15 protein-coding genes are annotated in these 24741 nt (G+C 47.2%); 2 read left to right on the plus strand and 13 right to left on the minus strand.

Annotation, left to right across the window (positions count from 1 at the left end):
- Positions 1 to 217: 217 nt before the first annotated feature.
- From pulA to J2X75_RS15090, 9 genes are all read right to left on the minus strand, one after another.
- Positions 218 to 2266, minus strand: a complete 2049-nt coding sequence (pulA, locus tag J2X75_RS15050) for a type I pullulanase (protein WP_310337533.1) — start codon at positions 2264 to 2266, stop codon at positions 218 to 220.
- Positions 2267 to 2437: 171 nt separating this feature from the next.
- Positions 2438 to 5731 (minus strand): DUF5704 domain-containing protein, encoded by a 3294-nt coding sequence (locus J2X75_RS15055; protein ID WP_310337534.1) that lies wholly within the window; start codon positions 5729 to 5731, stop codon positions 2438 to 2440.
- Positions 5732 to 6127: 396 nt separating this feature from the next.
- Positions 6128 to 7405 (minus strand): S-layer homology domain-containing protein, encoded by a 1278-nt coding sequence (locus tag J2X75_RS15060; RefSeq protein ID WP_397383695.1) that lies wholly within the window; start codon positions 7403 to 7405, stop codon positions 6128 to 6130.
- A 337-nt stretch (positions 7406 to 7742) separates the two neighbouring features.
- Positions 7743 to 9254 carry an extracellular solute-binding protein gene (locus tag J2X75_RS15065; protein WP_310337538.1) on the minus strand — a complete coding sequence of 504 codons (1512 nt, stop codon included), beginning with the start codon at positions 9252 to 9254 and terminating at the stop codon, positions 7743 to 7745.
- Positions 9255 to 9358: 104 nt separating this feature from the next.
- Positions 9359 to 10462: a glycoside hydrolase family 88/105 protein gene (locus tag J2X75_RS15070; protein WP_310337540.1), complete on the minus strand. Its 1104-nt coding sequence runs from the start codon at positions 10460 to 10462 to the stop codon at positions 9359 to 9361.
- Positions 10463 to 10486: 24 nt separating this feature from the next.
- Positions 10487 to 11986 (minus strand): extracellular solute-binding protein, encoded by a 1500-nt coding sequence (locus J2X75_RS15075; protein WP_124115653.1) that lies wholly within the window; start codon positions 11984 to 11986, stop codon positions 10487 to 10489.
- A gap of 61 nt (positions 11987 to 12047) precedes the next feature.
- Positions 12048 to 12920 (minus strand): carbohydrate ABC transporter permease, encoded by an 873-nt coding sequence (locus tag J2X75_RS15080; RefSeq protein ID WP_133385864.1) that lies wholly within the window; start codon positions 12918 to 12920, stop codon positions 12048 to 12050.
- Between the two features lie 45 nt (positions 12921 to 12965).
- Entirely contained in the window at positions 12966 to 13919 is a 954-nt protein-coding gene (locus tag J2X75_RS15085; RefSeq protein WP_076212382.1) for an ABC transporter permease, read from the minus strand.
- Positions 13920 to 14201: 282 nt separating this feature from the next.
- A complete protein-coding gene (locus J2X75_RS15090) occupies positions 14202 to 16538 on the minus strand; it encodes an AraC family transcriptional regulator (protein ID WP_310337544.1) in 2337 nt (778 codons plus the stop codon).
- Between the two features lie 526 nt (positions 16539 to 17064).
- Here J2X75_RS15090 and J2X75_RS15095 point away from each other — a divergent pair.
- On the plus strand, positions 17065 to 19068 hold the full coding sequence (locus tag J2X75_RS15095) for an endonuclease MutS2 (RefSeq protein ID WP_310337545.1): 2004 nt from the start codon (positions 17065 to 17067) through the stop codon (positions 19066 to 19068).
- Positions 19069 to 19207: 139 nt separating this feature from the next.
- Positions 19208 to 19459: a cysteine-rich CWC family protein gene (locus J2X75_RS15100; protein ID WP_310337546.1), complete on the plus strand. Its 252-nt coding sequence runs from the start codon at positions 19208 to 19210 to the stop codon at positions 19457 to 19459.
- A 61-nt stretch (positions 19460 to 19520) separates the two neighbouring features.
- Here J2X75_RS15100 and J2X75_RS15105 read toward each other — a convergent pair whose 3' ends face one another.
- From J2X75_RS15105 to J2X75_RS15120, 4 genes are read right to left on the minus strand one after another with little or no spacing between them, the layout of a single operon-like run.
- Positions 19521 to 20666, minus strand: coding sequence for a mannitol-1-phosphate 5-dehydrogenase (locus J2X75_RS15105; RefSeq protein WP_310337547.1), 1146 nt, complete (start codon positions 20664 to 20666; stop codon positions 19521 to 19523).
- The gene (locus J2X75_RS15110; RefSeq protein ID WP_017686856.1) at positions 20663 to 21097 is read right to left on the minus strand and encodes a PTS mannitol transporter subunit IIA; all 435 of its coding nucleotides are present in this window, start codon (positions 21095 to 21097) and stop codon (positions 20663 to 20665) included. Before J2X75_RS15110 ends, J2X75_RS15105 begins: the two co-directional genes overlap by 4 nt.
- The gene (locus tag J2X75_RS15115) at positions 21094 to 23196 is read right to left on the minus strand and encodes a BglG family transcription antiterminator (RefSeq protein ID WP_310337549.1); all 2103 of its coding nucleotides are present in this window, start codon (positions 23194 to 23196) and stop codon (positions 21094 to 21096) included. The genes J2X75_RS15110 and J2X75_RS15115 overlap by 4 nt, the downstream gene beginning before the upstream one ends.
- Before the next feature lie 38 nt (positions 23197 to 23234).
- The gene (locus J2X75_RS15120; protein ID WP_310337551.1) at positions 23235 to 24689 is read right to left on the minus strand and encodes a PTS mannitol transporter subunit IIBC; all 1455 of its coding nucleotides are present in this window, start codon (positions 24687 to 24689) and stop codon (positions 23235 to 23237) included.
- Between the last annotated feature and the right edge of the window lie 52 nt (positions 24690 to 24741).

The following is a 24741-nucleotide window of genomic DNA, read 5'->3' on the forward strand; positions in this document are numbered from 1 at the left end:
ACACATTGAACTGGCGGATGTTCTAGTACTTCCGAGTATAAGAAACTCCTGTTATGGTCGAGCCATCACTCTTTAACTCTACAAAAAATCGCCCTTCCGATTGGAAGGGCGACTCATTTTCATTTTTCACCCAAGCTATAGGAAATTGGACATGCCCTTGTAAGCACTCATTCTCTTACTAGCACACTACATTTCCTTGCCTGGCAAGTAGGGTCGATCAGGAATTGGAATACATCACCGTTATGGATATCGCATTCACATGTACCTGTCTGTCCTGTATGGTACGTATCGTATCAACGCCTGCTTGTCCTTTCTCTACAATCACATTCCATGTCCCTGTGGGAACAGCGATTTCACGGTTTTCTTTCGCAGCGTTATAGATGACAACAATGCGTTCCCATGAATCGCTGGCTGCTGTACCGTTCAGTTCATAGGCTAGCAGCCCATTGCCTTTTTTTATCAGACGAACATGCTTCTCGATCTCTTCCCGTGTACGAAGCCGAAAAGCTGGATGTTCTCGCCGAAGACGGATCAGCCCACGATAATAATCAAATACCGGCTTGAACAGCTTCTTCTGCTCCCAATGTATGGCATTGACTGCGTCCCCACTCTGATGGCTGTTGGCATCCCCATATTTGCTGCGAAGCAGCTCATCTCCAGCCGCGATCAGGGGAACACCCTGGGAGGTTAGAACGATACCATTGGCAAGCAGACAACGCCTAACGGTCTCATTCTCCAGAATGTGTTCCGGATCAATCTGTAGGTAAGGCTTAGCCTTCTCTACACCCTCTTCCACACTTTCGCAACCACGAATACGTCCATCATCGTCATAGGTGAGGAAATTCAATGTATCGTGGAGTCCTTGTGTACGTGCGACTTTGTCCCACAGGTTGAGATTATCGTGCACCGTTACATAGTTGATCGTCTCGGATGGACCATCCGTAAAATCCTGAATGGCTCCCCGGACGCCAGTCCACAATTCGTCTTCTTTCCCGTCCGCCCCCGTCGCAAATCCCGTACCCATTCCATCGCTGTCTCCCTTGATCACTCCGCGGAAATTATCGTTAAACACAGCAAAACCCGCCCCGTGTTGCGTTCCTTTTAGGGTCATATCATCCCCAAGCGGCGAATCCAGTGCGCCCCATGGTTCACCATATAACAATATGGAAGGTGACACTTCGGTGTGTAATTCCGCTGCAAGCTGTTTCATCGTTGTGGTGTCGATCAGGCCCATCAGATCAAAGCGAAAACCGTCCACATGGTACTCCTCTGCCCAGTAGCGGACCGAGTCGATGATAAACTTGCGAACCATGGCGCGTTCAGTAGCCACCTCATTGCCTGTACCTGAACCATTGCTATAGGTTCCATCGGCGTTTTGACGATAGTAGTACCCTGGTACAAGTTTTTCAAAAGAGTTGCCTGCCGTATCAAACGTATGATTATATACCACATCCATAATGAAACCTATTCCCTTGTTATGAAGGGCAAGCACCATGGATTTGAACTCACGGATTCGTGTCTCCGGGTCATCTGCACGTGATGCATAGGAACCTTCCGGGACATTATAATGGAGCGGGTCATATCCCCAGTTATAGTTGGAGGCATCCGTCGTATCACCATCTACTCTGGATTCATCCACCGTCGCAAAATCAAACACGGGGAGCAAATGCACATGGGTAATCCCGAGTTCAACCAAATGATCAATCCCCAGTGTGTTGCCCTCCGAATCACGCAGACCCGTCTCGGTGAAAGCCATGTATTTGCCTTTATTCGTTATACCAGATGATGGATGAATGGAAAAATCACGTACATGCAGTTCGTACAAGACTGCATCTACAGGACTGGTCAATTGCGGGCGAATATCCTCACTCCATCCATTCGGATGTGTCTGCTCCATCCTCACAATTACACCCATTTCTCCATTCATGGTCACTGCTCGTGCATAGGGATCTACAGCATGGGTTGAATGTCCATCTTCGAAAGTAGGCTTGTACATGTAACGGTAGCTACTTAAATCACCCTCCAGTTCCAGAACCCAGATGCCTTGTTCTTTCTTTTGCATAGGTAACGTCTGCTGTTTCCGTTGATTGGGCTCTTCCTCCGGGGTTCCCCCTGTCAAAGGTGGATACAAAAGTAGTTCCATCTGAACAGCTAACGGTGACCAGACTTTGAAGTGACAGGTTTGTGCTTCTAATGTGACACCTAAATCTCTTCCTTTGTATGTATCTTCTGAAATCAATAGTTCCTGCTTATCCTCTTCAATCATGTGTGTTGTTCCCCTCTCGTTGAGAAAATTGATGAACATGGATGGTACGAGTGCTCCTTACCCTTTATACCCGTTCTGCTGCCCAACCATAATCCGAATTACACAAAAGAAGACAACCGTCATGTAGATTCACATGACGCCTGCCTTCTTTATGGGTAAAACGATATCTCTCTAATGCGGTACCTGGGATTGGAAATCATTCCGGCTGGATTGATCCGCGTGGTACAAAACCACGTCCCCATCTTTCATCGGCCAGCTTCTTCCCTGACCATCTACCGGGCTGTTATCGAAACCTTCCATTTGCCACTGATTCATCAACGGTGCATGAATATATTGCAGATGTGGTGCATTCGTATTGCCACTGCGCAAAGTTTCAATATTAAAATTTACTACAATATAACCGTCCCTCAGAAATACCGTTGCCTTCTCATCCAACCGGTTTTGTCTGGCAAGCGACTCGAGATCGGTTTCTTTGGGCACTGCATATACATCCGCTGGCAAGCTATATTCCCCATACCAGCGCTGTATCGCTGCATTCGCCCGATCCACATTAACACTGGAGGGAATATCTGTTTTTGGGCCAATGAGTGTGCGGATCTGTGGAGGAAGAATCATCCAGTCATAACGACCTGCCCACGTTTTATGATGAGAGGTCTGATCCACGAAACGAACCATATGTTCAGCCATTGTACCCTGATTTCGTTCCTCCGCCGACAGTTCATAGGTATACTGATAACGCGCTGTATCACCTAACTCCGTACCGGGGACATTCCGCAACCGTGAGTTCAGGACAACAAAGCGTTTTTCTAAATCTTGCGCCGATCCGATACGAATGAGTCGTTCCTGTCCTCGATGGTAGTATAAATCCACTTCTTGCCGGGTGGTGCCATCTTTACTCACAAAAGAGAACGTCGGCGTGATTCGGATACCATCTTGTTTCCCAAACATATTACCCTTGGTTTTCAGATCAAACTTGAAATGGTAACCCGTCTTCACTGCAGCATTTCGGAACCCCTGTACCGGATGACTGCCGGGACGAATGGGAAGTACAAAGGGAGCCAAATTACCTCGGGGATCTCCGTCTATACTGTTTCCTCCGGTCCAGTAACTCACACCTGTTGGTTCGGAGCTGCCCATCCGCTTGCGGAATACATTCTCCCAGTTGTAGTCTGAAATATCGGTGATGTGAAAATCATACAATCGTCCGATAACCTCTACAGCAACGGTATCTGCTGCGACATGATGAGTCAGATTGGTGTTGGCATCCTGTTGTTCTGTGAAGTTTTCAGGTGCATTTTCGGCGATATTACGAAACTCGACCTGGTAATTCCCTTCATCTACCCATACAGGGAGATAAAAAGGAGTGTCCAACTGATTTACCGGAATATCCACCCATGTCATGGCCGGAATAAATTGGCTTTTGGCAGCATTATAAACATCGAATGGAAAACGAACCTGTTTGATCCGGAAATATTTCGCATAATCATGGTTTCCATACCCAGGATAACTTGCTACATCCAAATGCTGCCCTGAGGTTGGGATTCGTACAATAAACGGACGCTCTAAAATAAGTGCAGCTCTGGTCGGATCAGGCGTGGTCTTCTGGTTATGCGGCTGATCATCTGACACCCAGGCATAGTTTACAACTGGAGTATGTACTGTCACCGAATTAATGCCCAGAATGGGGAGCTTCTGATCCTGGCCTCCGTTAACATTGCCAGGGAGCAGTCCATACGTAATCTCACCCGTGGTTGGCTGGTTAGCTTTGTTCATCAATGTGTTTTTGATCGTAAGCCGGTTCTGGTACAGAACATCGTCTCCGATCATGCCAGGGTGCGGGATCGTCCCAGGTCTTGGAGCGGTTTTCTCCAATGGGGCAGGATCCATAATTGTCGCTCCATTAAAGGTCACCTTGTCGTTATTAACATTGTTCTCTCTAACCTTCGCTTCAGCTTCAGATTGAAACAATGACGTTTCATCTGGCGTAGGCGGTTCAGTGGAACCACCCGGAACCCCTTTGATGCCAAGATCAATTTCTTGACATGGCGCAGGTTTCACATGATTGGTAACCGCAGTATCCATAGCTGATTGCAGAGTCGGCGGTGTATATGCATTGGGCATCAGGGTCACGGTGTCACCATAACCGCCTAGTGCATAGTTAGATACTTTGGCCTCATTTAACTTGTATACCTCCAGGTTATCGATCTGCCAATAGCTATATGTCCTTGTTACTTGCATGGTTTTATCCCCAGGGACGTCAAGTTCTCTGGGCTCAGGAGGTGTTCCTGGATCCCCCTCACCACTAGACGCTCTTCCCGGAATCGTCCAGGTTTTATGATAAACCCTTTTCACAGGAACCGTGTAAGTCACCGTTCCTGTCATGTTAACCCAACGGTGCTGAAACAGATATTCCTTGGCCAAGACATTGGCATAGAGATCTTCCGAAGTTGGAATACCACGGGTAACATCGAACCTCTCAGATCCACGCTCGTCTGCCTTCAACACACCTCGAACAGATGGGTCTATAACCGATGCTTCGATAACCGTGCCTCTACTAGGTGGGCTGATGGTCACAGGGCAAGCGTTCACAGGGTCGCCCCCCGGATCTCCATCATTACCACCTTCCCCATTATCCGTGCAGTCCTTCACCTCAAGCACCTGAGTCCCTTGTTCATCCAGTTGCTGAGCAGAATCAAGAAAATGAGCTTTGATGGTAGTGCTACCCACGATCCCTTTTGTCGTGATTTTGCCATCAGCGCCGATCGTTGCCACAGCCGGATTCGAGCTTTGCCACGTCAATTTGGGATGAGCCGTCAATTTATGAACAGAGCGATCTGGTTTGGTTAGAACTGCTTCTGCCTGTAGAGGTGTCGTATTAGCTTTACAAGCATTCGGCAAATTCACCACGAGTCCTGGCTCAGACGTGACGGTTATGGTGGCGGTATCCGAGATCAGATATGTACCATTGTTCCAGATCGCACGCACAGTGACCCTGCCCGGACTTTCGGCCTTTAACATCCCTGTTTTGAGCTCTATACTCGCAATTGTCTCGTCAGAAGAAAACCATTTGATCTCTGCTTCTCTTCGGGATACGTCGATACCAGTGTTGAAATCTGTTTCGCCATAATGTCTTGTGCTAACTTCAGCTTTCATCTGCTTTGTTTGTCCAATAGTCAAAACCGAATCCGGTGTTACATCGATTTCTTTTTCTTCAACCAGATCGCCTTCCCAAATGATGTCCATTGGTGTATGGTAGGCTACTATTTGCTTGAGACAACCTTGATTTGTTCTACCACCATTCTCATAATCATTCCACTCAGTTACTTGATGTGAGCCCCCTGTTTTGGTAATGATCTTTACGACAGTACTACCTTCTCTTATAACCGTAGTACCAACCCCAGTATAGAATAACTGCTTCACGCTTGTTTGATAATCTACACTCTTAATACGAACATTTTCTACCATTCGCTGTGTAATTCTTTGAGATTGAAACTCTGGCCAATGTTCAGCGGGCCACCGGGAAAAATCCACTTCGTTAGGTATTTCTTTCTCAGCTGGGTACGGTCTAGAACATGAATTACTATTAAGGTTATCCGAGAAAGTTGGTCCGTTAGTGTGATCTGCCCTGAAGCTACCATTATCAAGCTGATACCAATAAACACCCGGATTCGCTACCCTTTCTAACGACTGTATTGTATTTGATATTTCCTGTTTCTTGGGTCCATACGAATCTGAGCTCGCAGCTTCTATAGGCGATGATAAATTCAAACATAGTATATTAATAAGAAAAATTAAGATAACAATTAGGGATTTCTTCTCACCATGGACCTGCAAAAATACTTCACCACCATTTAGTACTACTTACATATTCTGAATTTGTAGTACATTTTCACTTTTTTCATTAAAGATATATGCCCCACTTTTCCCTACTAAAACGGATGTGATCCAAAATCTCTTCTTCACATCTTTTTTTATCAAATCTCTCGAACTTTCCGGAATAGTAACTAACCCGTTCTTAGAGGTGTGCTTAAGATCCAATCGATTAAATTGTAAAAAACCACTATATAGGCCGCCATTGAAGGTGATTAAGTTGGATTTATCAATTTTGGATGTAAAAGATATATCTGCAAAAGCCATATAATTACCTTTGAATAGATGTGTTTCTGGACCAATAAATAATGGTGCATAGATACCTTTTACTTTACCTTGGGTAACATCCACGACGATATATCTATGGAGTGTAACTACACCAGATTTATTGGATAAATTAATTTCTTCTTTTGATATATCACTTACTTTAACTGAATTCTTCGTATACCTATAGTTACTAATTGTCGTTAAATTCGTCCCCGTCGTACCAACCTCTCTCATCTCATTTAGGTCACTGTACTTCCCGGCATCCGTGCCCTCCACGTCCATATAACGCAGCAAAATGGCCGATACTTCTGCACGAGTGGTGGAATCAGCGGGTTTTAATGTGCCATCCTGGAAGCCACCCACAATGCCAGTCCCACGAACAAGGGCAAGATACGGAATCTGCTCGGCACGAATGGTGCCGCGGTTCACTTCTGGTGTAGGAAGTAGCGTATTTGTTGTGTCATTAAACGCATCCTGGAAGCTGGCTCCGGACTTGATCAGTCCATTTGCAATCCATTTCATCATCTCGTAACGCGTTAGCTCCGCATTTGGATTGAACCCTTTGGCGTAATCGCCAGCGTTAATGAATCCTTGTCCTACAAGCTGGCTAACCGCCGCTTCAGACCAATGTCCCTTGAGATCAGCAAAGGGATTCTGCCCCTCTACCTTCTCCAGTCCAGTCGCACGGGCAAGTATGGTCGCATATTCCCCACGCGTGATTTTGCCATTGGGACGAAACGTTCCATCCTGGTATCCAGAGATCAAGTTTTTTTCATACGCTTTGGCAATTGTTGCTTGAGCCCAGTGGCCCTTGATATCTTTGAACTTGCTAAGGGCAGTGTCACTTATTCCCGATGCAGCATTCGCTGTTGACGTTAAATGTACGGGGCCAACGGGTAATAGTGTTGCTGCCAATAATGCTGTTGTCACCAACCCGACGATCCAACCGTTCCGTTTTTTCTTCTTCTCATGTCCTTCAATCTGCTTCTTCAATCTATTCACGCTCCTATGTACCTTAGTATGGGGATGCTTTACTTGGTCAACCTAGTCACTTCTCTTCATAACCAAAACCTAAATTTGCCATAATAATCAATATTCTACCATGTTGTACTAGGCTATTGGTATTATTTTTCGTCCATCCCCATCACTTCAAGGCGTGCACCCCTCCTTCCATAGACCCACTTCATTCGCCTAAAACACAAAAAAAGGCCATGAATCCGCAGATTCATAGCCTTATGCTTTAAGGGTGTGGTCTTTCTTATGATATTGGAAAATGAACTCACTCATAGGATAAACCATATCATTCCATTTGATCAACCTTTTTTTATTTCAGCCCGCTTTATTTCCCGTTTAATTCCTTGTAGGATGCTTCCAATTCCGTGATCAATTGATCACCACCAGCTTTTCTCCAGCCTGCGATTTCCTGCTCCCAACCAGCATCATCGATTTTCCCCATAATGTACTTGGTCTGCGCATCCCAGATCATCTGATCCAGCTCCTGACCACGCTCGGTATAGATCGCCGAAGACAAGGTGAGTGCCGGATTGGCGATGGCATACTGCTCATTCTCACGCGCCATCTTGGTACCTTTCATGCCAATCGGAACATCGACCAGTTCAGGTACATTATAACCTTCAATGCTTAACAAATTATCCCGATATGGCTTCACTTCACGCTGATAAGCATCGAAATCCTTGAGTTCGGTTTTGCCATCCGCAGTCTTGGTGTAGTGCACATCGAGCAATCCACGTAACTGTAACGTGCTTAATTCCTCATCCATCAACTGATCCAGGAACGTAAGAACCTGCTTCAATTGCTCCTCATCCGTAACGGATGCCTTCGGGATGACCAGCATTCCGTAGTTTCCCGGCTCCCCGGCGATGCGAATACCATCGGGTCCCTGGAACGGAGCTACATCAATCTCTCCATCCGGAGCATTTGGCGTAAGACGTTGCTGAGAAGATTTTCCGTTCTGAGCCACACCATTCAGCTTCATGCCAACCAGGCCCGAATCCATTTTTTTGTCTGCATCAGAAGGATCAAGGGCAGGGAAGTCACTGTTAATCAGTCCCTCGCTGAACAGTCGCTTGAAAAGTTTCATCGTATCCACATATTCGGTGGTCAAGAACTCCGGGGTAAGTTTCCCAGCATCATCCACACCCCATTTGTTGACACCGCCAATACTTACAGCAATCCGCGTCAGTGGGGAAGAGACACCCTCATTATACTTTTTGAAGAGCAGTGCGCCGTACGTATCTTCCTTACCATTCCCGTCAGGGTCATCCTTGCGAATGGAGCGCATCACTTCATACCAGTCATCCAGCGTTTTTGGTATATCCAGCTTCAATGTATCAAACCAGTCCTTGCGATATACGATCGCAGTCCGTCCAATATCCCGGAAGTTCGGAATACCGTACACCTTGCCTTCAATTTTGATATTGTTAAAATAAGCTTCGGATTGGGCAGAAAGATTCTTATAATCCTTCAAGTAAGGCCCCAGTTCCCAGAACAGTCCCGTTTTGGCGGCATTAAATGTGGTCGGTACATAATTCACACGCATAATGGTCGGCATCTCACCTGAAGCAACCATAACATTCACCTTATCATCAAAAGCAGACTGTGGAATCCACTGTACATTGACATCCGTATTGGTATATTCCTCAATCTTCTGTTCAATCCCGTTCTCCTTGGCCGGTATATCACCTACCTGCATTAAAGAGATGGATATGGGAAGTTTACCTTCCCCTGCAGCAGGCGCTTTTTCTCCCCCGCAACCTGCAAGCAATCCAGCGGACATTGCACCAATTACAACGATTCCGCCTAAACGGGACATTGGACCTTTTGGACTCATGAACCATCTCTCCTTTTGGATAGCCAAATTGTTCAGCAAACTTACCTCATTTCACACCAACCATGTATGCGCTATCATAAATGATTTAAAGAGAAGAACCAGCATTACGCCAGTTCAATCTCCACCCCTGCCAAAATGAACGGAGCAACCGACTTCGGATCATTGATCCGAATGGATTCGGTCACATAATATTCATAGGACCCGTCACGATACGGGCTTCCTCCAAGACCGGCTCCGCCATTACACTGCGTCAAGGACAGCACGCCTTCACGGTCCGTTTGCAGCAGATGCTGTAGCAGACCCTGATATCCTTTTTCCGCAACCGCTTTGAATTTGCCCCTTAGATATCCTTTACGTACACCCTTGGCCAATGCATAGACAAACATTGAGGTGCCGGAAGCCTCCAGATAGTTCCGTTCGCGCCCCGGCTGGTCCAGCAGATGTGGCCATAGTCCTGTCTGTTGGTCCTGCACATGCAGCAGAGCGTTTGCTACCCGTTCGAAGATGCCCACAATCTGCCCGCGCTGCGGATGATCTACCGGCAGATGATCCAATGTATCCACAACCGCCATCACATACCAGCCCATCGCACGACTCCAGACATGCGGAGAACATCCGGTCTCTCCCGAACTCCAGCGCTGCTCTTTGCTCTCATCCCAGGCATGGTACAAAAGACCACTACGCGGATCACGTGTACGTTGCTCCACCAGCAAGAGCTGTAGAGCCGCCTTATCGAACCACTTCTCTTCACCCGTCACCGCGCCATACTGGGTCAGATACGGAGTAGCCATGTACAATCCATCCAGCCACATCTGGAAAGGGTAAATCTTTTTGTGCCAGAACCCGCCTTCACTCGTATGTGGCTGTCCCTTAAGTTGGGTCATCAGCAAATCCGCAGCTTTGCGATACTTCTCTTCTCCCGTTTTCTCGTGCAGCAGGAACAACGATTTCCCCTGATTGATCTGATCCAAGTTATATTCCTCTACCGAATAGGAGCGAATAGAGCCATCCTCCTGAACAAAATGATCCATCAGCTCACGGATGTAGTCAAAATACTTTTGCTCCCCCGTGTGCGTATACAGCTCCTCCAGCGCTTTCAGCAAGCAGCCGTTTTCATAATGCCACGTGGAGTACAGCTCATGGTTGCGATAAGTTTCCATGAATTGCTGTGCCATGCGTACGGATGTGAATTGCATTGTTTCCTTCATGATCAAACCTCCGCTTCCGGCTCTTTATTGAGCCTGTTTTTTGTAATCTTCGGCATATTCCTCACGAATCTTGTTTCCACCAGCATTCCCCCAATTCTCGATTTCCTTTTCCCAGCCACTTCGATCGATCTTGCCCATGATGTATTTGGTCTGCGCATCGGCAATCACCTGATCCAGATCCGCACCACGGTCACCATACGTTGGAGAATATAACGTCAGCGCAGGGTTTGGCACAGCGTGCTCCGCAAGTTCCTTGGCAAGTGCCGTACCTTTTTCACCCAGTTCGGTATCCTTCAATTTCGGTACGTTATACCCTTCGACATAAGGAAGGTTGTCACGGTAAGGTTTCACTTCACGCTGGAATGCATCGAAGTCACTCATCTCCACCTGATCTTCGCCCACTTTGGTGTAATGTTTGTCTTCCATACCACGCATCAACAGGGTAGCCATCTCAGGGTCCATCAGTTTATCCAGGAAGGAGAGCAGGTTCTTGAGTTCTTCTTCCGATTTCACCGTCGATTTAGGGAATGCCAGAATTCCCGAATTACCCGTCTGTCCTGCCACACGATCTCCGTTCGGCCCAAGCAAACCAGCGATGTCTACCACACCATCCGGATTGTTTTTGGACAGACGCTCTTGCTGACTTTTTCCATTCTGCGCAACACCAACACGGATACCCACAACGCCGGAATCATACTTTTTCTCCGCTTCTGTAGAGTCGAATACGGCAAAGTCCTGGTTCAGCAGTTTCTCGTCATACAAACGTTTCAGCAGATCCAGTACCTGCATATATTCCGGTGTCATGAATTCCGGCGTGAAGCTGCCATCCTCCTCGACCTTCCACTTGTTAGGTGCACCAAAACTTACGCCAAGGCGCGTCGTGAAGGAATATTGGTCCTCATTATATTTTTTGAAAAGCATCAGTCCAAACGTATTATCCTGACCATCTCCATCCGGATCGGAGGTTGCCAGTGTTTTAATCGTCTCATACCATTCATCCGGTGTGGTTGGCACCTTAAGATTCAGCTTCTCGAACCAGTCCTTGCGATAGATCACTGTAGCCCGCGCAATATCCGAGAATACAGGAACCCCATAGATTTTGCCTTCTACCTTGATGTTGTCAAAAAAACGCTCATTCTGTGCCGACAGATTTTTGTAGTCTTTCAGCAATGGGCCCACTTCCCAGAACACGTCATTACGCATCGCGCTGGTCACCGTTGGGTTATATTGCACCTTCACAATTTTCGGCATATCACTTGAAGCGATCATCACGTTAATTTTGTCATTGTAGGCCGAAGCCGGAATCCACTGGATATCCAGTTTGGTATTGGTATACGCTTCAATCTTTTGTTGAACTTCATTGCCTTTGCTTGGCACATCACCCACCTGCGCAATGGCTATGGACACATTTTGTACGCCACCCTCGGCAGCCTGACCTTCGTCTGATCCGCATCCTGCCAGCAAACCTGTCACCAGTGCCAGTGTGCTTAAGACAGCTACGGCTTTCTTTTTTGTTGCTTTCATAACATGAAAACCTCCCTTTTTTATGCAGTCGTAGTGAACTGACTTTGAACCATGTGACGACTCAACCTTTCACCGAACCCAGCATCACTCCTTTTGCAAAGTGCTTTTGCAGGAATGGGTATACCAGCATAATCGGGATTGTGGAGAATACGATAACCGCCATGCGAATGGTAAGCGGCTGGATCTCGGTCTCTTCGATACTTGTGTCTCCGATTCGGCTCTGTGCCAGAATGACAATCTCACGCAGCCAGACTTGGACAGGCCACTTCTCACTATCGTTGATATAGATAACAGCGCTGAAAAAACTGTTCCAGTGGGCCACCGCGTAAAAGAGTGAAAATGTCGCCATCGCTGGCATGGACAAAGGCAGGACAATCCGGAACAATACGCCGACATCGTTACATCCATCAATTTTGGCTGCATCCTCCAGTTCATCGGGAATGGCCTGGAAGAAGTTTTTCAGTACGATCAAGTTAAAAGCACTAATGGCAGTAGGTAACATCAGCGACCACAACGTATCCGTCAGGTGCAAGGATTTCACGACAAAATATGTTGGAATCATCCCGCCACTGAAGAGCATCGTGAACAATACACCGAGCAATATGGGCTGGCGTCCACGTAGGTATCTTCTGGAGAGCGGATAGGCCATAAGTGACGTAAACAGCAGGTTAATGAAGGTACCAATCACGGTAATATAGACCGATACACCCAGACTGCGAATCAAGGTATCTGTAGAGAAAATGTAACGGTACGCAGCCAGAGAGAACTCTTTTGGAAAAAGAATGAATCCTCCCTTAGCCACTTCATGTGGACTGGTAAACGAGACGGCCAAAATATAAATGAACGGGATGACCGTCACAATTCCAATCAACAACAGCAAGCCGTGATTCACAAAATCAAAGATCCGGTTGCCCCACGTTTTATCCTGTTGCATCTTAATGTTCACTCCTGTCTGGTGAAGAACGTCTGCTCCCGAGGGTTAGTAGACGCCTTCCTCCCCGAATTTTTTGGCCATCGTATTGGCACCAAGGACAAGCGCCAGCCCGACAACCGATTTGAACAACCCGACAGCAGCACTATAACTGTACTGTGCCTGTGTAAGACCCTTCGTGTACACGTAGGTATCGAATACCTCGCCCACATCCCGGTTCGTCGGAGTCAGCATCAGGAAGATCTGTTCAAAGCCTGTATCCAGGAAATTGCCCAGACGCAGAATGAGCAAAATGACGATTGTACTGCGAATGGCCGGCAACGTAATATGCCAGGTTTGGCGCCAGCGATTGGCACCATCAATCCGTGCAGCTTCATAGAGCTGTGTATCCACACCGGAAAGCGCAGCCAGGAAGATAATTGTGCCCCAACCGACTTCTTTCCAGATGGATTGTCCGACAATCATCGTTCGGAACCAACCGGGTTCAAGCAGGAACGCCACTTTTTGTCCAGTCAGGTTATAGAGCAATTCATTAATTGCACCACCCTCGGTTGTGAACAGCATGTAGAACACACCGACAACAACGACCCAGGAAACAAAGTGTGGAACATAAACAAGAGTTTGTACAAATCGTTTGAACCGTTCACGGCGAACCTCATTCATCATAAGTGCCAGTACAATCGGCAGTGGGAAAAAGAACACAATGTTATAAATGGCAAGCAAAAACGTATTTCGAAACAATGTCCAGAACTGTGGTTCTCCAAAGAAACGCTGGAAATGTTTGAACCCTACCCAGTCACTCCCCAAGATGCCTTTGTAAGGCGTGTAATCCTGAAAAGCCATCGTGATGCCATACATGGGTATGTATTTGAAGATAACAAAGTAAAGCACACCCGGTATTAACATGATATACAGCCACCGGTTTTTGATAATGTCCCTCCACAGCAGGTTTTTGTCACTGCGGGTAGCGGGCCGTGTTCGAGCCGCCGTTTCGGCTTTCATATTGTCTTCCTCCCCACATTGGAAACGATTACAAAATATCACTTCCTGAATTCATGTCTTCATTGTGGAGGATAAACGAATGACTGGCTATCGTCTCGTTTTAGCCTTTTGTTTTTCCTTATGTAGCAAGGGTTTAGCTCATTTCCCTCACAGAATCTAAAGGCGTAATGGACTGCTTTCAACCTCCATATTCCTGTCTTAACTTCATGGAGAAAAGTGGTCTTCTTCCTTCATCCGAACATAAAAAAGCCTGCCTGCCATGGCGGGCAGAGCAGGTTTGTTTTATCGCTGCTGCTCCCGGTACTTGCCGGGGGTTGTTCCTGTGATTTTTCGAAACGTACGAATAAATGCGGTTGGATTGGTATAGTTTAATTTCTCGGCAATCTCCGATATTTTAAGATTTGTTGTTTGCAGCCAGGTCTTTGCTTTTTCCATACGATACTCTGCAAGATATTCCGTAAAATTGACTCCAGCTTCCTTCTTGAATACCCGACTTAGATAGACAGGATGAAAATTAAGCTCAGCGGCACAGGCTTCCAGCGATAATTCACGGTCATAACGTTCCTCGATCAAACGAATCATGCGTCTCGCAATGTTCATGTATTGGGATTCTTCCTGTTCTCGCCAGAAACGGATGACTGGCAGGAACAGCCGCTTGCGGAACCAATTGGTCATTTCGTCCAATGTGGACAACTTCAGCAAATGTGACATGGATGCTTTTTCACCCAGTACTTCGGCTACATCCCCGCCTTGCTCCTGCACAAGCTGATATACACGAGACAATAACTGAACCATAATGACGGGGTATTCACTGAAATGAAGCTTCTTGTCTGCAAGCAGCCCCAAATATTGCTTAAAGTAGGCGTCTGTCTTCTCTTCATCTCCTTGCTTGAGCGCCGAAGCCAGCTGATCTTCAATCATGCGTAACTGGGTATACAACGCAGCCTCCATCTGACCACGTGGCTGTATATCCTCATAATGCAAAATAATACGGCTGCCCAGACTTACCCGGCCTTGCAGAGCCTCTCGGCTCTCCTGAACCGCCCTTGGCGTATCCCCAATACAAGTGTAAGAACGACTGATGCCAATGCTTACGGGCAGATTCAGATACGTCACGACACGTTCGCGAATCCAGTCTGCCTGGGTGTGCATCCATTCCTTAAGCTTCACCTCATCCGTGAGTTCGGAGGCAAGTACGGTGACCTGAGCATCATCCAGCATAACCGGCGTGAACCGAACTCCTGAAGGAAGGAGCTCACCTACCATATTGTTGACAGCAAACAGCAGCAGATCTCGATCCTGTTCCTCATATCGTGTCCCTTCCAACGTATCGATCTGGAGCATGAGTACACCAAGACTTGCCCATCCTGTCGGGAAATCGTACATTTCTCCCTGATATCTGAAATCTTCTTCCGAGATTTTGCCTGTCAGCAGTTTGGTCATAAAAAACTCCTGGAGGTGCACATGCTGCCCCTTCATCTGCTCACGCATCGTTTTCTCCGAGCTGAACAAGGTTGACAATTGCTCCTCAATATAGATAAATTCATCCTGTCGGCGTCCTGACGGAGCAACTGGGGAATCCAACCCCTTCGTAAATTGCAGCAGTCTGGAGATCGGTGAATACATCCGCCGACTGCCGTATATGGCGACCAATCCCGTTACACATAACATGACCAGTGTAGCAACACCTGTAACCAATGCAATTTTCTGTGACTGGGCCGTGATCTGTCCAAGAGATACAACGGACACGTATAACCAGCCATTGAGTGGAGATTGCCTATAACTAACCGCCACTTGGTTACCTTCCACCTCTGCATTGAAGAAACCTTCTGGCTCCCCCGTCGTTTGCACCATTTCATGAATTTCCTTATTCAGCGCGTCATATTTCTCGCCTTGCTGCATATCGTTCAGAAAATACTTTTGCTCCCGATCCAGAACGTACATATCTCCAGAATTCGTATTTCGGCTCAAAAACGTACTCAGTTCCGTATCGGCGATATCAATCACAAGAAATCCCTTTGGTTTCACATTGGTTGGTATCATCGGAATTTTGAATACCATACTGACCACATTATCCGATGATATAAGGGCAGGTGCCTGTTCGGGTGTCAGTTCACCCATGCCAGCTGAAACGGGTACACTTTCTTTGGCTGAACTGGCATTCTGAGTAACCCAGAACAGGCTGTTAGTGTAGGTCAGATAAGAACCAATCCGGTCCCGAATGCTGAAATCATCCAATTTGCCAAAAGAACGCATCGAAACAACCCAATCTTCGTCCAGATTAACCAGATAGGCTTGGTCAATGTTCGTAACCGCTTGCAAGTTGTTAAAGCCTGACGTCAGGTCACGAATCTCTTGAAATTCGCTGCTGTCCAGCGGTTTCTTCATCGCTTGAAGTACCAAGGGCGAATTGACATACTGGATGGATGATAATTGCAGGCTGCGCAGAACTTGTTCTACCCGCATTTGGGTCTGATGCAATATCTGAAGGTTGCTTTCACGTACTTTCTGTTCAATGTCACGTGATGCAATCGTATACGAGACCGAACCAATAACAATGACTGGAAGGGCTCCGAGGATCAGGGTAAAGCAGAGCAAACGCAGTAAATACTTAGGCAAGAAGAGCATCCTCCTTTATACGTATGTTTATTAAATTAAATCGCTTTCATTGGATTATTTTACTATTGTTATTTTAAAACCCATTCTTATTCAAGTCCACTCATTTATTCTAAAGGTTGACTTCAAACCAATTTCCAGTTTATATTGGTTGCATATTCCTCAATCAAAGGAGAGATTTTTAATGTCGGTGAATGTTCTTAACTAACCAAGTTTCATATTCAGGAGTTTGGCCTTTCATTGCGCTTGTGCCCATATGGCATACGTGTATTTCATGATGCGCCAGATCCCTGTACTTAGTTAAGAACAGCGGATATCATAAATCGCCTCCGGGATTGTCATTGTCCGGGTCTATTTCCGCGCTGAGTTCAGCGCGGATTTTTTATTATAGACCTGTAGTGGACTTTGCTTTCCCATATGTTTAGGGCGGAGAATGACGTTTGTTCATTCTCCGCCCTTTTTGCGTTTTCCAGGAATATGTTTCGCATGCCAACTGCAATCCCAATTCAAATTCAAGGAGAGATTACGCATGAATGAGAACACATTAAACAGTCTGGGTTATCCACAAATTCAAAAAAACGTTGCAGACTGCGCCCTGTCATATCTGGGCAAACGTTATGCCAGAGAACTAAAACCGATGGCAGATGCTCACCTGATTCAGATTCGCCTGGAAGAAACAGCAGAAGCGGCTGCGTTGATTCGCTTCGGGGCCAGCATCCCCCTCCCGTCACTCGACGGAATGGAAACCATTATGGATCTGCTTGGCACCGGTTATCTATTCAGTGAACGCGACTTCAGTCATCTCGCTCAGTTCTTGCGGAGCTGTGCACAACTTATGAAATACATGGAGGGCAAATCCGGGGCCGCTCCCACCGTTAGTCGCTACGCTGCATCTATGATTCTGATCGAACCTTTACTGTGTGAGATCGAGCGCTGCATCCATAGTGGACGCATTCAGGATCAAGCAAGCAAGGAGCTGACTCGTATTCGCAAAAAAATGACCGTGAATGGAGAACGCATGAAACGAAAGCTTGATTCTCTGGTGAGCAAACATCGCTCGATTATGCAGGAGCATGTCATCAGCCAACGTGGAGGAAGAACCGTTCTGCCCATTAAGAAAGAGTTCCGTAAACAGGTGAAAGGCAGTGTACTGGATGAATCCGGGAGCGGGCAAACCGTATATATCGAACCTGTTGAGTTAGTAAATTTACAGATGGAATTGGCGGCTCTACAAGCGGAGGAGTCTAGAGAGGAGATGAGAATTCTCGGTGATTTAACCTCCCTGGCCGAATCGTATAACCGTGAAATCGCCCTGAACACCGAAACGGTAGGTGTATTAGACTTCCTGTTTGCCAAAGCCAAATATGCGGCCACCATGGACGGACGTACCGTTCGAGTCAATACTCAGGGCCATATCAGCCTTCAACGTGCACGTCATCCGTTCATGGGTTCTTCCATGGTTCCCCTTGATTTTGCAATCGGCAGAACGTACTCGTCGCTCATTATTACTGGCCCGAATACCGGGGGGAAAACGGTCGCACTCAAAACACTTGGTTTGTTAACCCTGATGATGCAATCGGGTTTGCTTATTCCGGTGGAGGAAGGTGGCGAGATGGCTGTTTATACCGAGGTAGCAGTTGATATTGGTGACGGGCAGAGTTTGGAACAGGCGCTCAGTACATTCTCTGCACATATTCGCAATATGATTGGCATACTGGAACAGGCCAATACGTCAACTCTGGTGCTCATTGATGAGATGGCCTCCGGCACAGATCCCGGTGAAGGTGTCGGACTGTCCATCGCCATGCTGGAGGAACTGCACAGCCGCGGAGCAACCGTTGTGGCGACAACGCATTTTGGTGAAATCAAACATTTTGCTGCGGCCACGCCAGGATTCGAAAATGCCCGTATGGAATTTGACACTGTTTCTCTCCAGCCGCTGTATCGATTGCGGATCGGAGAAGCTGGTGAGAGCTATGCTTATTCCATCGCATTAAAGCTGGGCATGCCACAGCGAATAATCGAGCGATCCAAGTCCCTATCGGATCAAAGTATTTCGAGAGATCGTACATTTGTGTTCACGTCACCTCCTTTGGAAACTCCGACCATGACGCCTGAGCGTTCCGTTACAAAAGCAGACGCCCCAGTAGAGTTATCCAGGAAGAACCAGTCGAAGCATTCAAAGAATTCAATCGCTCTCCACAAAAAGACAACAACCAGAGAGTCGGATTCTCCTGCTCCTGCCAAAACTTTTCGCAAAGGAGATCGGGTATATGCAGCCTATCTTAATCAGTCGGGCATCGTCTGTGATGTGGAGGATAGCCGTGGAAATATCGGGGTCATGTTACGTGGACGCAAAGTAAAAATCCATAAGAAACGCCTGACCCTGCATATATCTGCCAATGAGCTTTATCCGGGTGAAGATTATGACTTGGACATTGTGCTAGAAACAAAGGAAAATCGAAAGAAACGTAAGTTGATGGGACGCAAACATGTGGAAGGCCTACAGATCGAATTACCGCCTGAAGAATAGTCGATGGGAGAAACAGATGTAGTGAACTGGAAGTCATATATACAGAGTGAAATCCATAATCACCGGCACATTTCTGTTATACTGGGACCAGTATGTTTAACTTCAGCTCGTAGCTATTCCACAGGGAGGGAAGAACTGTATGTCTGCAGAACAAGACGATCAAGAGCACATCCATATCGATGTTCTTGTCTGCCCATTATGCGGGGAAACTAATCGCTGTTCCTATGCCGCAGGACATCCTCATTCGGAATGCTGGTGTAACCGGGCTACTTTCCCCGAAGGTGTGTTTGACCGCATTCCGCCAGAGCAACGCCGAAAATCGTGCATATGTCAACGCTGTTTGGATGACTATGCCGATAAACTCCAACCAAAAGAAGAGCCACACAGTTAACAACTGTATGGCTCTTCTTCCATTATGGCTCATCTATACTGTTAGCTGGCTACCACTGTTCTTACATTTGGTTATACTGGGCAACAGCCTGTTCAAGCACCGGATGATGCTCATCCATGGACGTATAATGGTGGAGGGTTGCTGTAATTCCCTTCTCGCGGATCATGTTCTGCAGTTCAACTGCTTCCGGATCATCGGAGACATCGAACTTGCAGGCTGCTGCCATGCCCATAGCCAGATAGGTCGTTTCAGTTCCATCCTTATAGGCCTGAAGGGCCGGGCGAACCAGACGATCATTCGGAGACAACTTGCGCAGCGGGGAACGACCAACACGAGTAACCTCATCGGTAAGATACGGGTTGACAAACCGTCCCAATATTTTGACAATATACTGCTCATGCTCTTCAGGATTAAATCCAAAGCGCTTCACCAGAACTTTTCCAGTTTCCTGCAAAGCACCGTAGACAATCGATTTCACCTTCTCGTCGGCAATAGCCTTCTGAATCGTGTCATACCCGTGCACATTACCGATATATGCTGCAACGCAGTGTCCTGTATTAACCGTGAACAGCTTCCGTTCGATATACGGCTCCAGATCATCGACATATACAATGCCCTCAACTGGTTTGAATGCAGGAGCCATCTGGGAACGATCCACCACCCACTCGTAAAAAGGCTCCACCTGTACATGCAGAAGATCTTCATGATGCTGAATAGGCACAATCCGGTCTACGGCTGAATCTGGAAAATAAACGTACTGATCCGCAAGTGAACGTACCTTTTCATCAAGCAGAGCATACACATGCTCTTTCAATTGTGTACTGGCTCCAATGGCGTTCTCGCAAGCGATAATGTGAAGCGGGTTTTGAGCAGGACCGGAATTCAGTCTTTTCTCAAGTCCCTTTGCAATCCCTGGTGCAATATGTTTCAGCACACTCACACCCACTGCGGTTGTAATCAGATCAGCTTCCACAACGGTTTGGGCAACCGTCTCCAGTTGGGTTCCATCGATTGCATTTACGCCTGTGACGGTCTCCTGATCCTTGCTCTCGTTAGCCAGTTCCACCGTATATTGCCCCCGTTGCTGAAGAGCGGTTACCAGGGTCTGATTCACGTCGGAGAAAACCACCTCATACCCTGCGCGGGACAGAATCAAGCCGATAAATCCGCGTCCAATGTTACCTGCGCCAAAGTGTAGGGCCTTCATAGCTCCATTTCACTTTCCAGAATAGCGATTACTTCTTCGGCTGTTTTCGCCAGACGCAGGGCCTCCATATTCTCATCCTCAGCACAGATCACCGCGATGCTAGTCAAGATTTCCATATGCTCCCCGCCTTGAGCCGCGATACCAATGACCATATAAGCCTTTTCTTCGCCAAAATCAACACCCTGTGGATACTGAATGACAGAGATACCTGTGGATAAAATGAAAGCTTTGGATTCCTTCGTACCGTGAGGGATCGCAAGTCCGTTCCCTACATAGGTCGAGACAATCTCTTCTCGTTCAATCATCTTCTCAATGTAATCAGCGGTAATATGTCCCGCATCCTTCAGAATCTGCCCTGCCATACGAATCGCTTCGTATTTGTCCTGAGCCGTCGCATTCATGATGACTTTATCTGTTGTTAACATACTCATAATGGTTGACCTCCAATTTCGGTTTTACTGCGATAAAATCCAACAAGTTCCTGGGACAGGTAATGAATGAGTTCATCCCTGATTCCCTTTTCCAGCAATGTAATCATTTCTTCCTGTAATAACAGTGCGCTGATCTCACTGAGAACCTCCAGGCTTTCCTTGGATAATTCTCTGGGACCGAGCATCAAGAGGACATGGGTAACTCCTGCCGGATCATCCGGCGTACGAAGGAGTGGCTCAGTGAGCTGAAACAAGCTGATGGACGGCCTGTAGATCCCCTCACTACGTGTATGAAACAGCGCAAGTCTTGTATCGGGAATCTTCTGACTCCCCACTGCTTCACGTGCCTCCAGCCGTTTTGCGACCTCCTCCGGTTCCTTAAGCACACCAGATTCATGGAGTACATTACACATCGCGTATACGGTCTTATAGAAACCGATATCCTGGTTATCCAGCGGATACACCTGAAACTTGCCAATGATTCGAACGATTTCAACTAAAATAGCTTCCATTCCATCAGGGTCCGAGTAACGACTTGTCGTCTGAACCTCTGTTTCATGCGGCTTGTGATGCTGTCGTTGTAACGTTGTTGTCCTAATAAAATGACGCAGACGTTCGCTCTCTTCTGCCGTAAGCAGTGGACTCACTTTGTAATACTGATGCTCATCCATTGGGAGATCAACAGTGGATAAGACCAGATCATATTGATCTGTAGGTATCCGGGCAGCTTCATACCAGGACACGCTATCCATGATCCGAATTTCGGGAATCTCCTTGGACAATCGGCTGGAAAGCATGCGTGATGATCCAATTCCGCTTGTACACACGATGATCGCCCGGATCTCCCGTTTCAATGCACGTAACCTCTCGATGGAAGCCCCAAAATGCATGACCAGGAAACCAATTTCCTCATCCGGAACGTCTGTACCTGGCCAAGCTTGATGCACGGATTGTTTGACCTCTTCGAAGAGGGAATCATAATCCTTGCGAATCTGCTGCAGTAACGGATTACGAATCATCTGTTGCCCTTCAATTCGCTCCATGACAGGTTGCATATGACCAAGCAGACCTTCACGAAGCAGACGATCCTCATGAAAGGTGTAATGCGTTCTTGCCTGCATCTGATCAATCAGAGAATGTACCCTGTCCAGTAAAATCAAGTCGTCTATTGGCAACAGCCTCGAAGAGTGAATTCGCTGCTCTGTCTCAAGTAATAGTCTATGAAAATAAGCTTGTTCATCTTGGGAGAATGTCAGCCCCAGCTGGGTGGATAACACACCACACAAGCGGGAAGCCATATAAGGTGGAACCTTCATCTCATCCTGCTTTGCGACTTCATCTCCCTTGTTCTCCAGGGGAGGTATGCGGCCAATGCCAATGCCTTTACGAATACGTACTACCGCGACGGATAATTGAATCAGCAGCTTCATGTATTGCCGTTCCGGGATGTTCTCCAGCCATTCGATGTCTGGTTGCCATAACGCATTTTCGATCGTAAGCACATCACCATGTCCGATCATATCCAGCAATTTTTGGTTTACGATGGAGCCGCCTTGTTCAGGTTGTCTTCCGAACAGGTCGGACTCATCCAGAAATTCCAGAGCAAGTGCAGCTATGGCTGTGCGATGAATCGTCTCACTCCCGTTAATCTTGACGCCATATCCACGTCTACGAACCAGCTTTAGTCCCGCCTGACGAATCCGTGACTCCAGATCGTCCAGATCAGTGGTTACGGTGGATACGGTCACTTTAAGATCCGAAGCCAAGGCGAGTAACTTTACAGGCTCCGGTTCATCCAGCAGGATGCAAAGCATGAAGAGCTTACGCTCTTCTGGCGTAAACTCTACATATTCTTTACCCTCTAGTTGCTGGCGCAATACAGCCAGATCATCGGAACTGGCATCGATTCGGATACCGGTTCCTGATTTTTTTTCCAGTCTCATGCCTAAAGGTTCAAGCCATTGTTCAATCATTTGCAGCTCCCGGTGAACCGTTCGGGTACTGACCTTTACTTCAACGGCAATTTCGCCGGCAGTGACTTCATGTGGATGCTCCAGCAGAAACTCCACAATTTCACGTTGTCTTTTGGTAATACTCATATCTCGGCCTCCAGCTCAGGGGAAACGAATGCACGCAATTATTTTAAACGTTCAACCAGCGCATCGTATTCCGGGCTTTTTAGGAAGTTGTCGATGGATATATGTTCTGCGTTCGGCGCAACGGAGCGAGCACGATCGGTTAATGTTTGTTGTGTGATCACCACATCTGCATCCGGCGGAATATCACTGATCGCCGTATTGGTCACAGTAACGTCAATCCCCTCTGCCTTCATCTTCTTGCGTAGAATGGATGCACCCATGGCACTCGACCCCATACCTGCATCACAGGAGAAGACAATTTTCTTCACATCTGTTTTCACTGTAGAAGAAGCCATATCTGCGGCTCTGCCTGCTTCACGATGATTAGCCGTAATGCCAGCATTTGGCACGGTTCCTTGACTCTTCATGTCTTTCATCCGACTGGATGCGGACTCCAGATCTTCGTCCTTTTGTTTACCCGTTTTCAGCAACACTGCTGCAACCAGGAAGGAAACGACTGCTGCTACAAGCACCCCTGCGAGCATCGGCAGGTATCCACCTTTTGGTGTTAAGAGGAAATACGCGATAATACTACCCGGTGATGGTGCCGAAACAAGTCCTGCTCCGGTTAGCATGAATGTTAATGTACCTGCGACGCCACCCGCGATTGCAGCAAGAATCAGAATCGGTCTCATCAGAATGTAAGGGAAGTAGATCTCATGAATTCCCCCGAAGAAATGAATGATAACGGCACCCGGTGCAGAAGATTTGGCCATTCCGCGTCCGAAGAAACAGTAAGCAAGCAAGATACCAAGTCCCGGACCCGGGTTCGATTCAAGCATGTATAATACGGATTGCCCTAATTCTCTCGCTTGATCTGTTGCAATTGGTGTAAGAATCCCGTGGTTGATTGCATTGTTCAGGAACAATACTTTACCTGGTTCAATGATTAGGTTGACCAGCGGTAACAAGCCCAGATTCATTAAGCCTTGTACCCCGGCAGACAATACTTTGCTAATCGCTTCTACAGCAGGCCCGATGCCCAGTAATGCAAAAATCCCCAAGATTCCGCCAATAATACCGGCTGAGAAGTTGTTAACCAGCATTTCAAATCCGGCTCTAACTTTACCTTCAATGGATTTATCGAACTTTTTGATAATCCATGCTGCCAGTGGTCCGGCAATCATGGCACCGAGGAACATCGGGATATCACTACCCACGATGACCCCGATGGTCATAATGGCACCCACGACACCACCACGCTGACCATGCACCATCGTACCCCCGGTGTAACCGATTAACAGTGGCAGCAAATATTTGATCATCGGATCAACTAGCTGTGCCAGTGTCTCGTTAGGGAACCAGCCTGTTGGAATGAACATGGCCGTAATTAATCCCCAGGCGATGAACGCTCCCATATTCGGCATGACCATACCACTCAGGAATCGGCCAAAACGCTGCACACCTACCCGTAGCCCACCTTTGGAATTGGACGATTGGTCCAAATTACTCATTGTATTATCCTCCTTGGATCAAGTGATTATGATTTATGAAAGGGGTATCATT

It is taken from the genome of Paenibacillus sp. 2003 (assembly GCF_031455635.1).
Classification (GTDB): domain Bacteria; phylum Bacillota; class Bacilli; order Paenibacillales; family Paenibacillaceae; genus Paenibacillus; species Paenibacillus amylolyticus_B.

Excerpts from the sequence above, each read along its gene's own strand:
- pulA (WP_310337533.1), bottom strand. The coding sequence starts at position 2,266 with ATGATTGAAGAGGATAAGCAGGAACTATTGATTTCAGAAGATACATAC.
- J2X75_RS15055 (WP_310337534.1), bottom strand. The coding sequence starts at position 5,731 with ATGGTAGAAAATGTTCGTATTAAGAGTGTAGATTATCAAACAAGCGTG.
- J2X75_RS15065 (WP_310337538.1), bottom strand. The coding sequence starts at position 9,254 with ATGAGTCCAAAAGGTCCAATGTCCCGTTTAGGCGGAATCGTTGTAATT.
- J2X75_RS15070 (WP_310337540.1), bottom strand. The coding sequence starts at position 10,462 with ATGAAGGAAACAATGCAATTCACATCCGTACGCATGGCACAGCAATTC.
- J2X75_RS15075 (WP_124115653.1), bottom strand. The coding sequence starts at position 11,986 with ATGAAAGCAACAAAAAAGAAAGCCGTAGCTGTCTTAAGCACACTGGCA.
- J2X75_RS15080 (WP_133385864.1), bottom strand. The coding sequence starts at position 12,920 with ATGCAACAGGATAAAACGTGGGGCAACCGGATCTTTGATTTTGTGAAT.
- J2X75_RS15085 (WP_076212382.1), bottom strand. The coding sequence starts at position 13,919 with ATGAAAGCCGAAACGGCGGCTCGAACACGGCCCGCTACCCGCAGTGAC.
- J2X75_RS15095 (WP_310337545.1), top strand. The coding sequence starts at position 17,065 with ATGAATGAGAACACATTAAACAGTCTGGGTTATCCACAAATTCAAAAA.
- J2X75_RS15100 (WP_310337546.1), top strand. The coding sequence starts at position 19,208 with ATGTCTGCAGAACAAGACGATCAAGAGCACATCCATATCGATGTTCTT.
- J2X75_RS15105 (WP_310337547.1), bottom strand. The coding sequence starts at position 20,666 with ATGAAGGCCCTACACTTTGGCGCAGGTAACATTGGACGCGGATTTATC.
- J2X75_RS15110 (WP_017686856.1), bottom strand. The coding sequence starts at position 21,097 with ATGAGTATGTTAACAACAGATAAAGTCATCATGAATGCGACGGCTCAG.
- J2X75_RS15115 (WP_310337549.1), bottom strand. The coding sequence starts at position 23,196 with ATGAGTATTACCAAAAGACAACGTGAAATTGTGGAGTTTCTGCTGGAG.
- J2X75_RS15120 (WP_310337551.1), bottom strand. The coding sequence starts at position 24,689 with ATGAGTAATTTGGACCAATCGTCCAATTCCAAAGGTGGGCTACGGGTA.